The 13,652-nt window shown below is 68.1% G+C and carries 11 protein-coding genes; 6 read left to right on the top strand and 5 right to left on the bottom strand.

Annotated features, from left to right (window positions below):
• Positions 1 to 7 precede the first annotated feature (7 nt).
• Positions 8 to 430, top strand: a complete 423-nt coding sequence (locus ACYSM9_RS07975) for an Hsp20/alpha crystallin family protein (protein ID WP_461856444.1) — start codon at positions 8 to 10, stop codon at positions 428 to 430.
• 51 nt (positions 431 to 481) lie between these two features.
• Here the strand turns inward: ACYSM9_RS07975 and ppsA are convergent, their stop codons facing one another.
• The 3 genes from ppsA to ACYSM9_RS07960 form a co-directional block, all read right to left on the bottom strand.
• Complete coding sequence (ppsA, locus tag ACYSM9_RS07970; protein WP_461856443.1) at positions 482 to 2,896, bottom strand: phosphoenolpyruvate synthase; 2,415 nt, start codon at positions 2,894 to 2,896, stop codon at positions 482 to 484.
• Positions 2,897 to 2,937: 41 nt separating this feature from the next.
• A complete protein-coding gene (locus tag ACYSM9_RS07965; RefSeq protein ID WP_461856568.1) occupies positions 2,938 to 5,508 on the bottom strand; it encodes a cation-translocating P-type ATPase in 2,571 nt (856 codons plus the stop codon).
• Positions 5,509 to 5,624: 116 nt separating this feature from the next.
• Positions 5,625 to 7,556: a heavy metal translocating P-type ATPase gene (locus ACYSM9_RS07960; RefSeq protein WP_461856442.1), complete on the bottom strand. Its 1,932-nt coding sequence runs from the start codon at positions 7,554 to 7,556 to the stop codon at positions 5,625 to 5,627.
• Positions 7,557 to 7,792: 236 nt separating this feature from the next.
• On the opposite strand from ACYSM9_RS07960, the gene ACYSM9_RS07955 reads away from it, so the two are divergent.
• From ACYSM9_RS07955 to ACYSM9_RS07945, 3 genes are all read left to right on the top strand, one after another.
• Positions 7,793 to 8,140 (top strand): DUF5655 domain-containing protein, encoded by a 348-nt coding sequence (locus tag ACYSM9_RS07955; protein WP_461856441.1) that lies wholly within the window; start codon positions 7,793 to 7,795, stop codon positions 8,138 to 8,140.
• A 104-nt stretch (positions 8,141 to 8,244) separates the two neighbouring features.
• Positions 8,245 to 8,715, top strand: a complete 471-nt coding sequence (locus tag ACYSM9_RS07950) for a GyrI-like domain-containing protein (RefSeq protein WP_461856440.1) — start codon at positions 8,245 to 8,247, stop codon at positions 8,713 to 8,715.
• Positions 8,716 to 8,971: 256 nt separating this feature from the next.
• Positions 8,972 to 9,250 carry a YegP family protein gene (locus ACYSM9_RS07945; RefSeq protein ID WP_461856439.1) on the top strand — a complete coding sequence of 93 codons (279 nt, stop codon included), beginning with the start codon at positions 8,972 to 8,974 and terminating at the stop codon, positions 9,248 to 9,250.
• A gap of 37 nt (positions 9,251 to 9,287) precedes the next feature.
• On the opposite strand, the gene ACYSM9_RS07940 is transcribed toward ACYSM9_RS07945, so the two are convergent.
• Positions 9,288 to 10,754 (bottom strand): DUF5129 domain-containing protein, encoded by a 1,467-nt coding sequence (locus tag ACYSM9_RS07940; protein WP_461856438.1) that lies wholly within the window; start codon positions 10,752 to 10,754, stop codon positions 9,288 to 9,290.
• Complete coding sequence (locus ACYSM9_RS07935) at positions 10,751 to 11,521, bottom strand: SDR family NAD(P)-dependent oxidoreductase (protein ID WP_461856437.1); 771 nt, start codon at positions 11,519 to 11,521, stop codon at positions 10,751 to 10,753. The genes ACYSM9_RS07940 and ACYSM9_RS07935 overlap by 4 nt, the downstream gene beginning before the upstream one ends.
• A 92-nt stretch (positions 11,522 to 11,613) precedes the next feature.
• On the opposite strand from ACYSM9_RS07935, the gene ACYSM9_RS07930 reads away from it, so the two are divergent.
• A complete protein-coding gene (locus ACYSM9_RS07930; protein WP_461856436.1) occupies positions 11,614 to 12,465 on the top strand; it encodes a universal stress protein in 852 nt (283 codons plus the stop codon).
• Between the two features lie 115 nt (positions 12,466 to 12,580).
• Complete coding sequence (locus tag ACYSM9_RS07925) at positions 12,581 to 13,636, top strand: zinc-dependent alcohol dehydrogenase family protein (protein ID WP_461856435.1); 1,056 nt, start codon at positions 12,581 to 12,583, stop codon at positions 13,634 to 13,636.
• The last annotated feature ends 16 nt before the right edge of the window (positions 13,637 to 13,652 follow it).

The following is a 13,652-nucleotide window of genomic DNA, read 5'->3' as shown; positions in this document are numbered from 1 at the left end:
GGCAAGAATGACAGACCTGATGAAATGGTTCGACACCCGCCGCTCCCCCATGGATCTGATCGAAAGACTCTTCGAGGGCGAGACTGGGTCTTCAGCCATTCGGGTTGAAGAGATGGTGGAGGGCAACACGCTGGTGGTGCGGGCCGAACTGCCCGGCATAGATCCCGAGAAGGACGTCGACGTAACAGTCGCCGACGGCGTGTTGTCGATCAAGGCCGAACGGCAGGAAAAGAAGGAACAGAAGGACAAGAACAGCTACCGGTCCGAATTCCGGTATGGCTCCTTCATGCGCCGGATCCAGCTGCCCACTGGCGTTCAGCAGGACGACGTTTCGGCATCCTACAAGGACGGCGTCCTGGAGGTCCGGGCCCCGATGCCGGACCAGGGGCAGGTAGCTGCCTCATCGAAGATCCCCATCACGAGGGGCTGACACACAGAAGCAGCCGACGGCGGTGCCTGGCCTGCGTGCGGGCCAGGCACTTTAATGTGCTTCCTTATGCGCCTCTGCGGCGGCAATGATGGGGAGCGTCTTCAGGAACGTGTCAGGGTTCAGCGACACCGAATCGATGCCCTGGCCCACGAGGAACTCCGCGAGGTCGGGGTGGTTGCTGGGACCTTGCCCGCAGATGCCGATCTTGATACCGGCGGCGTGTGCCTTGGTGATGGCCTGGGCGATCATGGCCGTGACGGCGGGGTCGCGTTCGTCGAACAGGCCCGCGAGTTCCTCCGAGTCGCGGTCCACCCCCAGCATCAGCTGGGTCAGGTCGTTGGAGCCGATGGAGAACCCGTCGAAGCGCCGGGCGAAGTCCTCCGCCAGCACCACGTTGGAGGGGATTTCGCACATCATGTACAGCTGGAGCCCTTCCCCGCCCCGGACCAGTCCCTGCTCCTCCATGGCCTGGATGACCATGTCTGCTTCCTTGACTGTCCGGCAGAACGGGACCATGACGATGACGTTGGAAAAGCCGATCTGCTCCCGGACGCGTTTGAGGGCCCTGCACTCCAGTGCGAACCCTTCCCGGTAGTGGCCGCTGTAATAGCGTGAGGCGCCCCGGAAGCCGAGCATGGGGTTTTCCTCCGCACGCTCGAAGTAGCTGCCGCCCACCAGGTGGCCGTACTCGTTGCTCTTGAAGTCGCTGAGCCGGACAATCACCGGCTTGGGGTGGAAGGGGGCGGCGATCTTCGCGATGCCGGTGGCCAGGACGTCGACAAAGTACTCCTGCGGGTCCTCGTAGCCGCTGGTGAGGTCCCTGATCAGCGCGGCCTCTTCGGGATCGGTGACCCGTTCAGGGTGGACCAGCGCCATGGGGTGGATCCGGATCAGGTTGTTGATGATGAACTCCATCCGGGCCAATCCCACCCCGGCGGCCGGCAGCCGCCACCATTTGAAGGCGGCGGCGGGGCTGGCAATGTTGATCATTACCGCCGTGCGGGTGGCGGGGAGGGTGTGCATGTCCACCTCGTCCACCGAATAGTCCAGCAGCCCCTCGTAGACACGGCCCTCCTCGCCCTCGGCGCAGGACAAGGTGACCGGGCCGCCGTCGTGCAGGACGTCCGTGGCGTCGCGCGTCCCGACGACGGCCGGCACCCCGAGTTCCCGGCTGACGATCGCCGCGTGGCTTGTGGGGCCGCCGTGGTCGGTGACAATGCCCGCCGCGCGCTTCATCACCGGGACCCAGTCCGGGTCCGTCATCCGGGTGACCAGCACGGAACCGTCGACGAACGACTCGATGTCTTTTGCGTCCCTGATGACGCAGGCCGGGCCGCTGGCGATGGAATCGCCGATGGCGGCGCCGGTGACCAGCACCCGTCCCGGTTCGGCAAGCCGGTAGGTACGGAAGGTGGATTTGTCCCGCCGGGCCTGGACTGTCTCCGGCCTGGCCTGGACCATGAACAACTCGCCGGTCAGTCCGTCCTTTGCCCATTCCATGTCCATGGGCCGGCCGTAATGGGCCTCGACCGCCGCCGCCCAGCGCGCCAGGAGGATGATCTCCTGGTCCGCGAGCACCAGCGAGCGCCGTTCCCGTTCGCTGGTCTCAACAGTGCGGGTCCGCGCGTCGCCGCCCTGGCTGTAGACCATCTTGCGTTCCTTGGCGCCGAGCTGGCGTTCGATGATGGGGCTGAAGCGCCGGTCCGCGAGCAGGGGTTTGAACACCTGGTATTTGTCCGGGTTGATGGTTCCCTGGACCACGGTTTCCCCGAGCCCCCAGGCGGCGCTGATGACCACCGCCTGGGGGAAGCCGGACTCGGTGTCGATCGAGAACATGACGCCTGAGGCGCCCAGGTCCGAGCGCACCATGCGCTGCACGCCGACGGACAGGGCAACGTCCAGGTGGTCGAACCCCTTCATCTCCCGGTAGCTGATGGCGCGGTCGGTGAAGAGTGAGGCATAGCAGCGCCGGCAGGCGTCCAGGACGGCGCGCTCCCCTGCCACGTTCAGGAAGGTTTCCTGCTGGCCGGCGAAGCTGGCGTCCGGCAGGTCCTCGGCCGTGGCGCTGCTGCGGACGGCAACGGCCGCCTGGTCCTGGCCTGCGCGGCGGCACAGCGCCCGGTAATGCTCGCGGATCCCGTTGGCGGTGCCTTCGGGGAAACTGGCCTGCAGGAACAGTTCACGGATCGCCGCCCCTGCCTGCCGCAGCGTTGAATGGCCTGCCCGGTATTCCTCGATGCGGGTCCTGATATCCGGTTCCAGGTTGTTCGCGTCAAGGAACGCACGGTAGGCGCTTGCGGTAGTGGCAAACCCCTCCGGAACCCGCACTCCGGCGGACTGCAGGGCGCGGCTCAGTTCGCCCAGCGATGCATTCTTCCCGCCCACGGAGGCAATGTCGGCGATCCCGGTCTCTTCAATCCACGTGACGTGGACACCGGCCAGCGATGTTTCGGCGGCTGCGCTCATGGCTCGATTCTGGCTTCCACCGGTCCGGGCAGGGCAGAGTCTTAGGTCCCGCGCCCACCCTGGCTCCGCCGCACCCTGGCCCGCGCTGCCTTATGGGTCCAGTCCGCCACCAGGACCGCGGGAACGGCAAGCACGGCCAGCAGCAGGCCCAGGGGCGGCGGCGGGGCCTGGCCAAGCAGGGTTGCAAGGTAGGGCACGTACAGGCACACGGCGAGAATCGCCAGTTCGGCCAGCACGGCCCAGGCCAGGAGCCGGTTGGTACCCCAGCCCAGCCGCCAGGGTGGGACGGTGGCGCTTCGGCACGCAAAGGCGTTGGCAAGCTGTCCCAGTACGACGGCGGTGAAAGCGGCTCCCGAGGCGGCCATCAGCAGGCCGGCTTCCGGGGCAGCGCCGCGGGTCCAGCCCCCGGCACCAAGGACGGCGGCAAACACCGTCATCTCCATCGCCGCCTCCACCGGGCCCAGTATGCAGAACACCCTGACGACCAGCCGGCGGTCCATGAGGTGCCGCCGCTCGGGCGGACGGGCCAGGACGTGCCTGGCCGGGGGTTCGGCGCCCAACGCCAGGGCGGGCAGCAGGTCGGTGCCGATGTCCAGCGCCAGGATCTGCAGGACCCCGAGGGCCAGCGGGAACACGCCCCCGGAAAGCGCCCAGATGACGAACGGGGTCAGCTCCGCGACGTTGTCGGTGAGGTGGTAAGTGAGGAAGCGGTGGATGTTCGAATAGGTTGCTCTGCCCTGTTCGATGGCGGAGACGATGGTGCCGAAATGGTCGTCGAGCAGGACGAGGTCCGCCGCTTCCCGGGCGACGTCGGTTCCGCCCAGCCCCATCGCGACGCCAATGTCGGCTTCGCGCAGCGCCGGGCCGTCGTTGACGCCGTCGCCGGTCATGGCCACCACGTGCCCCCGGGCCTGCAGCGCTTTGGCCACCCGAAGCTTCTGCTCCGGCGATACCCTGCTGACCACCACGCCGTCCCGGTCCAGGAGCGCACCCAGCACCTGGTCGTCGTCGGGCAGGTCCGAACCTTCCACGATGCGCTCCGGTGCGCCCATCAGCCCAATCTGCCGGGCAATCGCGGCCGCTGTCGCCGGGTGGTCGCCGGTGACCATGGCGATCTTCAGCCCCGCCTGGCGCGCCGTCCGGATCACCTCACCCACGTCGGGCCGGGGCGGGTCCTGCAGGCCGATCAGGCCCAGCAGCTCAAGGCCGGCCTCCAGGTCCGCGGCGGGGCTTGACTGCCACGTCCCCGGGGGGCCGGCCAGCCGCCGTCGTGCCACCGCGATCACCCGCAGCCCGCCGGATGCCATCACCTCCACCTGCTCCTTCAAGTGCCCGGGCACCGATTCGCAGAGCGGAAGCACCGTCTCGGGGGCTCCCTTGCAGAAGAGCTCCGGACCGATGATCGCGGACTCGCGGCGCCGCACCGGATCGAAGGGCAGGCGCCTGGCGGGCGGAAGGGATGCCTCGGTGCCCGTGAGGCGGCGTGCCAGGACGTCCATGGCCGCTTCCATCGGGTCACCCTGGGCGTGCCATTGGCCGCCGCGCAGCTCGGCGCGGCCCTGCGACGCCGCCCGGGCCGCCACCGCGGCCGCTGCCGCCTGGTGCACCCCACGCCCCTGCACCTCCGCTTCGGGCGCGTAGCCCTCCCCGATGACCCGGACGGAACCGTCCGCCGTATAGACCTCGACGGCGTTCATCCGGTTCTGCGTCAAGGTGCCCGTTTTGTCCGTGCAGATAAAGGTGGTGGATCCGAGTGTTTCCACCGCCTCAAGGTTGCGCACCAGGGCGTCCCGGGCGGCCATTCGTTGGGCACCCATCGCCAGTGACAGCGTCACCGTGGGCAGCAGCCCTTCCGGTACCAGCGCCACCGCTACGCCGATGGCGAAGAGGAACGAGTCCCGCCACTGGAAGCCGACCAGCAGCGACACGAGGAAAAAGAGTCCCGCGATCGCCAGGGCCACCCCGGCAATGACCCTGACGATCCTGCGAAGTTCCAGCGACAGCGGGGTGGGTGGCGGAACGGCGCCGCTGGTCAGTGCCGCGATTCCGGCCAGGCGGGTCTTCGCGCCCGTGCCGGTCACCGCGGCCGCGGCCTCGCCATTGACCAGGAAGGTTCCGCCCCATGCTGCGTCGCCGGCAGCTTTTGCCACCGGCTCGCTTTCGCCCGTGAGCATCGATTCGTCCACAGCACAGGCCGACGCGGAGAGCAGGACGACGTCCGCGGGAACGCGGTCACCGGCGGCGAGGAGCACCACGTCGCCGGGCACCAGTTCGCTGGCATGGACCGTGCGGATGCGCCCGTCCCGGCGCACCACGACGTCGGCGGGCAGCAGGCCGCGGAGCTTCGCCGCCGCGTGCTGGGCCCGTTCCTGCTGGATATGGGCAAAGACGCCGTTGACAACGACGACGACGACGATCGCTACCGCGAGTTGGGGCATGTTTGCGATGAAGGCCAGCCCTGCGGCGCACCAGAGCATGAGCGCGAAGAAGTGCGTCATTTCGCCCCAGAGCTTCCGCCACTGGGGGACCGGTTTTTCCGCCGGAAGCAGGTTGGGGCCGGACTGCTTCAGCAGTTCGGCCGCCCGTTCCGAGGTCAGGCCCGCCGCGGTCATCACACGGCGTCGGCCTCCCGTCCCGGCAGCCTGGACGCTGTTCCTGCAGTCATGTCACCAGACTCGCGGGCACCGCCTGCCGTGGGAAGGGCCGAAGGTCATGCGGCGGCGGCCGGTCAGGGTTTCCGGTCCGCCCCGTGAAGTGCCCGCAGGCCGTTGAGGATTGTGGCCAGGTCCACCAGTTCCTGCAGCAGCGCTCCGGTGACTGCCGGGATGTAGCCGGTCATGGCCACGGCCATCAATCCGATGCTCAGGCCGATTCCCGTCCAGATACTCACCAGGGCCACGGCCACGGTCCGTTTCCCGATGGCAACGGCCTGGGCAACCTTGGAAAGGTCGTCCAGCATCACCACCACGTCCGCGGATTCGCTGGCGGCCGTGGCGCCCTTGGCTCCCATCGCAATCCCCACGTCCGCGGCGGCCAGGACAGGCGCATCGTTCACCCCGTCCCCCACCATCAGCACCGGACGGTCCCGGATGGCGGCCACCGCCTGGACCTTGTCCTCCGGGAGGCACTCCGCCTGGACGCTTCCGATGCCCGATTCCTCGGCGATATGGGCTGCGGTGGCGTGGGCATCACCGGTGAGCAGCATGGTGTGCCGCACGCCAAGTCCGCGCAGCCGCGCCAGCGTGGTGATGGCGTCGTGGCGCAGCGGATCCTTCATGACCAGGGCACCGGCGTACACGCCGTCGACGGCCACGTGCACCGCCAGCTGCCCGCTGTGCAGCGCCGGTTCCCGGAACCCGGTCGACACGCTGCGGACCAGGCCGGCCTTGCCCACCACCACCTGGTGACCGCCGCACACGGCCTCCACGCCCTGGGTTGCCGATTCGGTGGCGTGCTGGACCGGCAACAGTTGCAGGCCGGCGCGCGCTGCCGCCTCGATGACGGAGGCTGCCAGGACATGCGAGGAATACTGCTCGGCGGACGCCGCGAGCTGCAGGATCCGCTCCGGAGTGACGGCGGCGCCGGCGTCCGGCACCAGGATGTGGTCCAGGACGGGCCGGCCCGAGGTCAGTGTCCCGGTCTTGTCGAACACCGCGGTGCGGGCCTTCGCCAGTTGCTCCAGGGTCTTGGTGTTCTTGATGATGATCCCTTTGTGGGCGGCCTGGCTGGTGCCGGCAAGGAAGGCCACGGGCGCGGCGATCAGGAGCGGGCAGGGGGTGGCCACCACCAGCACCTGGGCGAAGCGCAGCGGATCGCCGGCCAGGAACCAGGCGGTGCCTGCCATGGCGATGGCGAGGAAGGTGAAGGGAACCGCGTAGCGGTCGGCGAGGCGGACCACGGGCGCACGGCTGCTGGAGGCCTCCTCCACCAGGGCGATGATGCGGCTGTACTGGGACTCGTCCGCCGTAGTTGTTGCCCGCATCCGGATGGCCGCTTCGCCGTTCACCGAACCGCTGAGCAGCAGCCCGCCCCGGGACCGCTCCACGGGCAGGCTCTCCCCCGTCAGGGATGATTCATCCAGGCTGGCCGAGGCGGACAGGAGCTCGCCGTCAACCGGTACCAGCTCGGAGGGGCGGACCACCAGCACATCCCCCGGGGCAACGTCGCCGACCGGGATGTCATCGAGGGCCGCGGCCGGGCCCTCCCGGTGGGCGAACCGGGGAGCCCTGTCCAGCAGTGCCTTCAACTCGCGCGCGGCACGTCCCTGCGCGAATGTTTCCAGTGCCTCCCCGCCGGTGAGCATCAGGATCACCACCAGCGCGGCAAGGTATTCGCCGACGGCGATCGTGCTGGCAACGGCCATGAGTGCCAGCAGGTCTATGCCCCAGCGCCCTTCCCGCAGGGCACGGACCATTTTCGGCACGCGTGCCAGCAGCACCACCGCCGCGTACGCCGAGCCCAGGACCCTGGCCTGCGGTTCCAGGCCGGCCTGCAGCAACACCAGCGCTGCGAGCAACACCACGCCGGTGAGCGCGACGACGGGATACCTCCGGATGAAGCGCAGGGCACGGTTCCCGGTGGGGGCCTCAGGTTCCGCTCCATCATCAGCGGGTACTGCCTGTCCCGGCGACACTCCTGGATGGGACGCCGGTTCCCTCATCCGGGGCACCCGGGCCGGCGGTCATGACGCATACACCAGAATGTACGGTGGTGCGGGTTGCCGCGGTAGGGCACTTCGGCCTGCCCCCGCCGCCTGCGCGGGCCGCCGTGGACATGACTTAACACCCTGTCCGGGGCGTCCCGGAGGGCGCATGGTTGAAGAAAACCCCAGGGGCAGATGTGATTTCCGATCGAGGCAGACGTAGAAGCCCGCAACCCGCCAGTCAGCCGTGGACTGTGGAGTGGTTCTTCCAGGACGCCGCCCCGGCGTACGCGATCTACCGCGAGGTGGAGCGGATGGCACATGGGCTGGGTCCGCTGGACGTCCGCGTTTCCAAGAGCCAGGTGGCGTTCCGGCGCCGCCGCGGCTTTGCCTACCTTTGGCGCCCCGGCATGTACGTCAAGTCCACCGTCCCGCTTGTCCTCTCCCTGGCGCTGCCGCGGAACACAGCGTCCCCCCGGTTCAAGGAGATCGTCCAGCCCTCCCCGGGAATCTGGATGCACCACCTGGAGCTCCGGGACGGCTCCGAACTGGACGCCGAGGTCTTCCAGTGGATGCGTGAAGCCTACGACGCGGCAGGCTGACCCGCACCACGCGGCCGGGCGGCATCTGAGGTCGGGGATTCAGGGCCGGAGTTTAGGGTCGTAGTGCCCTGTTGCCGGGACGGAATCCGGCAGAGCCTTGTGGGATGAATGGTCCTGGCAATGAGCCACGAAAGATCCACCTGGCCGGGCAGCCGGTTGCCGTGATGCGTGAAAAGGTCCGCATGGACTCACTCCCCGCCTTCTTCGACCGGGCCTTCGGCACCGTCATGGCCGCCGTCCAGGCCCAGGGCGCCGGCCCGGCAGGCCCTCCTTTTGCCCTGTACCGTGGCATGCCGACCGAAACGGTCGACGTCGAGGCTGGCTTTCCGATCGCCGGGGACTTCACCGGGACAGGCGGCGTCGAGGCCGGGGCACTGCCCGAAACGGACGCCTTCGAAGCGGTCCACACCGGCCCGTACGACACGTTAGCCGCCACCTATGACTCCATCCGGCAGCGCATGGCAGCCGGCGGCCACACCCCCGCGGACGTGATGTGGGAGTACTACCTGAGCGATCCACGGGAACAGCCGGACCCGGCCACCTGGCAGACCAGGGTGGTGTGGCCCGTCGCCTGACCTGCAGGGCGGTCACCGCCCCGCCTTCCCGGGCCTGGTGCGGCCGGCTTCCTAGCTGCGGGCAGGAAAAAGGATCAGGGACTTTGGTCCCTAAACCCCAGGCCTTCCCTCTGGGACGGTGGATAAGGGCCGAAAGACGCACGGTTGCTGGGACTGGCGTGGTGGCCCGCTGGACGCGGTGCAGACCAGCACGATGTAGACCAGCTTGCAGCCTCCATAATCGGCGGAGGCGGGACGTTGAGGAGAACAAGGGCTCATGGCAGGTATGTTCGAACTGTTTATCGATGACGATGCGCAGATCCGCTTCCGGCTTGTGGCAGCAAATGGCCAGGTGCTGGCGGTGTCCGGACAATTCACCGATAAACGGGCTGCTGCCGCTGCCATCGCGGACGTCAGGGAGTGTGCCGGAATGGGCCTGATCCAGGATGTCGCCACGCCCCCGAACCTTGTCCTGGCCACGGCGCCGGCGCCGCGGCCGGCACGTGAGGCCTGGCCGGCCCGCCCCTTCATCTTCGGCTCCAGGGGTGCCGCATAGCCGGTGCCGACGGCGGCCTGGCCGTGCTGGGAGCACGCTAGAAGCCCGAGGAACTGCCTGAGCCGGAGAAGCTTCCCCCGCTGCTGCCGTATCCGGTAGTGCTTCCCCCGCCGCCGCGCGCGGCATTGACGCTACCGACGCCGGAGTTGAGTCCAGTGCTGAAGGTGGCCACCGAGAAGAATTGGTACGACGGGTAGACCGTGCCCAGGATGCTGGGCTCATAGCTCCGTTGCTTCCCGTGGTCAGGGCCTTCCTGCGCGCCCGCCATCTTTTCGCGCATCAGTCGCGCCTCCCGGTCATTCCTGGCAAACCCCTGGATGACCGTTTCGGAATGCTCCTGCAACAGGACCGACAGCCGGGAGCGGGCGTCATAGAGGCGGTCGAGCGCGGTTTCCGGTGATAGCAGTCCGTCCGCCAACCCGGCCGTCCAGCGCTCGATCTCGGCCAGGCTGTGATCCCGGAAGGACCGCAGCGCAGCGGCAGTGGCCGAATCCCCCTGCCCATGCCGTTTCGTCAACAGCTGTTCCAGGCCGGCCAGGTCGCTTCGAAAAGGCGCCAGCTGCCGGTCCCAGGCCGTGGGCCAGGTACCGGCCCGGTTCAGCAACGCGTTGCTGTCGGCGATGACGTCATCGAGTGCATCGAGCTCGGCCGCGGCATCGGCGTATTCCCGTATGAGTTTCAGCGTCGTGCGGCTGCCCAGCGAGCGCCTGCCCAGCGCATGGACGCGGTTGGCGAGGCCGCTCGCGGCGTTGTAGCGGCTCAGGAAGGAGCGGTGCTTCTCCAGAACCTGGCTCCCGTACTTCGACGAGGCGGGGATGGTGCCCGCGTTCAGCTCCGTAACCTCCAGGTCCATGCTGACGTTGGCATAGCTGCGGTCCGCCCGTTCCAGCTGCTTCCGGCACGCAGCGCTGGTCACGGCGCGCACCACCAGCCAGGCCACGGCGCCAAGGACGGCGATGCCCCCGGTGACCCAGCCTGTGACAACAAAGGCTGCGGTCCGGTACCAGGGCTGGTTGATGAGTTCGGCGGCGCGCCGGACCCCCGCGATGGTTCCCTCAGTCCACTGGGCGTCCCGCAGCAGGTCCTTCGCCGCGTCCTGGATGTCAGTTCGCTGGTCAAGGGACACCTTGCGGTCTTCACCCATGTAGGTGCCGACGTGGCGGCCGATCGGGTCGAGGGCAAAGATGAACAGCCCGTCCGCCCACTTCTGTCCGTCCGGGCTGATCCATTCCTGGTGTTGGGTCCTGGCGAACCTCAGGACCTCCTCATTGAGGTTGTCCGTTGCCTGGCCGTTGTACGTATAGACAACAACCCGCGTGGGCTCGTAGAAATCGATTCCCTCCAGGGCGGGCACCAGCCTGTTCCGGTCGAGTACGCCTGCGGTGTCCTGGATGTCCACCTGCACCGGCGGAACCGCGAGCGCGGCGGCGGCGCCTCCGAACAGTAAAGCCGTCACTGTGAACAGGATGGCAGCGATGCCTGCCGCCCGGCTGTGGAACCTCAAATCGCATTCCACCCATTGTCGGAAGCGAGCACTACGCCGTTGATGTTCGTTCCGTCCCTGCTGAGCAGGAACGTGATTCCGGCAGCGAGTTCACCCGCCTCGGCGATGGGAGGCACATTTACCTGCATGAAAGGCCCCAACACCTCGGTGGCCAGCTGGGATTTGAACTCCGCGTGGATATTCGTCCTGGTGCCGCCCGGGGCCACGGCATTCACCCGGATACCCCGGCGCCCGTACATCACTGCCGAGCTGCGGGTGAGTCCAATGACGGCGTGCTTGGACACGGTGTAGGCCGCCCCCGCGGCGGATCCGCGCAGCCCTGCCTCGGAGGAGACGTTCACGATCGAGCCGTAGCCTGCGGTCAGCATCACCGGCACCGCTGCCCGAATCAGCCGCATCATCGACGTCAGGTTGATGTCCAGCACGCGTTCCCAGGTGTCGTCGTCGAGCTCGTGCACCGGCTGGAAGCTGTCCATGATGCCGGCCACGTTCGCCAGCCCGTCGATCCGGCCTCCGGCAGCCGCCACCACCTGCTGCACCACGTCCTCCCGGCTGATGTCGCCGGCGACCGGCACGAAGTCCAGCCCGCTGTTCTGCGCCACGAGAGTCTCCAGGCCCTCCCCGCTGAGGTCGCTGGCAACCACCCGGCCGCCCTCGCGGGCGACGCGCTCCGCCGTCGCCCGCCCTATGCCGGAGGCGGCCCCCGTGACGATGACTGTCTGGCCGTCAAACCGGCCGGGGGTGATGATTTCCTGCCAGGCGGACATGGTGTGCTCCTCGCTACGTAGAATCAGGATGGGGCCGGCAGCGGGTGTGACACAGGGCCTAAGGTCCCTCGAACGAGGAGCGCGGTCGCCACATGAAGGACTCACGGGTCATCATCGCCGGGTACGACGGTTCGGATGAAGCCGCGGCTGCTGTCCGCTGGGCGGCCCGCCAGGCGCAGGCAGCACGGTGTCCCCTCCGGGTGGTGCATTGTTCGCTGTGGCCGCTGCTGACCCGGCACCTTGGTCCTGTGCCCGGCGTATCCGGCAGCGGCCTGGAAAGTTCCGCCCGGTCCGTCCTTGCCGAAGGTGTTGCGTGCGCCAGGGCTGAAGTCCCGGCCCTGGACATCAGGGAAACGCTGCTGCACGGCCTCCCGTCGCAGCTCCTTGCCCAGGAAGCGGCCGGCGAACGGATGCTGGTCGTCGGCAGCCGCGGCCTGGGCGGTTTCCTGGGCCTCCTCGTGGGCTCCGTCAGCCTTGAACTGGCCGCAACCGCCGCCTGCCCTGTAGCTGTCATCCGGAGGGATCTGCACCCGGATGGGCCCGTCGTCGTCGCCGTTGACGGCTCAGGTTCCCCTGGTGCCTTGCGGGACGCTTGCGAACTGGCCGCCGGAAACGGGGCAGCCCTCAGTGTTGTCCACGTCCGCCGGACGAACGCAGGATCCGGGCATGGTGCTGCGTCGGAAACCGAAGCTGCCGCTGGCGACGTGCTGCGGACGGCAGTGCAGGCCGCCGCCGCCCTCTCCCCTGCCGTCGAAGTGCAGGGAAAGCTCGTCTCCGGCCGTTCCGTGGCGCAGGCCATACTCGACGCCGCGGAAGGCTCCGCGGTGCTGGTGGTGGGCACCCGGGGTTACGGGTCAGTCAGGGAAACCATCGGCTCCACCGCGCACGCTGTGCTGCACCATTCCCGGGGTCCGGTCCTCGTCTCCCGGCACAGGGACGGATAAGGGCCGGAGGACCCTGTGCCGGCCGTTCCCGCGTGGGGAAAGCTGGATCCAGGGTACGGTGCCCGCTGCGGCCGGCCCCGGAACCCACAGGCGGAACCACCATCAAGGAGGCGCAATGACAGCCGTTGTCTATGGCGGGCCCGGAAAGAAGGCCTGGACCGAGGTACCGGATCCGTCCATCCGCAACCCGGGTGACGCCATTGTGAGGATGGACACCACCACCATCTGCGGCACGGACCTGCACATCCTCAAGGGCGACGTCCCGGCGGTACAGGAAGGGCGGATCCTGGGCCACGAAGGCGTCGGCACCATTACCGACGTGGGTTCGTCCGTCACCACCCTGAAGCCCGGCGACCGGGTCATCATCTCCTGCATCAAGTCCTGCGGGCATTGTGCCAACTGCAGGACGGGCCTCTACTCGCACTGCCTCGGTGACGAGGGGGCATCCGGCATCGGCTGGGTCTTCGGCCATCTCATCGACGGCACCCAGGCCGAATATGTCCGCGTCCCGTACGCCGAAAACTCCCTGCACCTGCTGCCTGCGGGCGTCAGCGACGAACAGGCCGTGATGCTTTCCGACATCCTCCCCACCGGGTTCGAAATCGGCGTCCAATATGGCCGGGTGAAGCCGGGCGACACGGTGGCCGTGGTGGGGGCCGGACCTGTGGGGCTGGCAGCAATCGCCACCGCCGGGCTTTACGGTGCCGCTGCCGTCATCGCCATCGACGTGGACCAAAACCGCCTGGAACAATCCCATGGATTCGGGGCAACCGACGTCGTCCTGTCCATAGACGCGGACTGGAAGGACCAGGTGCTGTCCCGGACCGACGGCCAGGGCGTGGATGTGGCCATCGAAGCCGTCGGCATTCCCGCCACGTTCCAGATGTGCACCGGCATCGTGCGGCCGGGCGGCCACGTGGCCAACGTCGGGGTGCACGGCAAACCGGTGGAGCTGCACCTGGAGGATTTGTGGATCCGGAACATCAACATCAGCATGGGGCTGGTGAACGCCAACACAACGCCCATGCTGTTGAAGCTCGTGGCGCAGGGCAAGCTGCCGGCGGAAAAGTTCGCCACGCACCATTTCCGGTTCGACCAGTTCATGGACGCGTACGACACCTTCAGCCGCGCCGCGGAGACCAAGGCATTGAAGGTGGTCCTCTCGGCCTGACCGGTTACGGAGTGTC

The sequence above is a fragment of the Arthrobacter sp. C152 genome, assembly GCF_054890965.1.
This window is presented reverse-complemented; position numbering and strand designations above follow the sequence as displayed.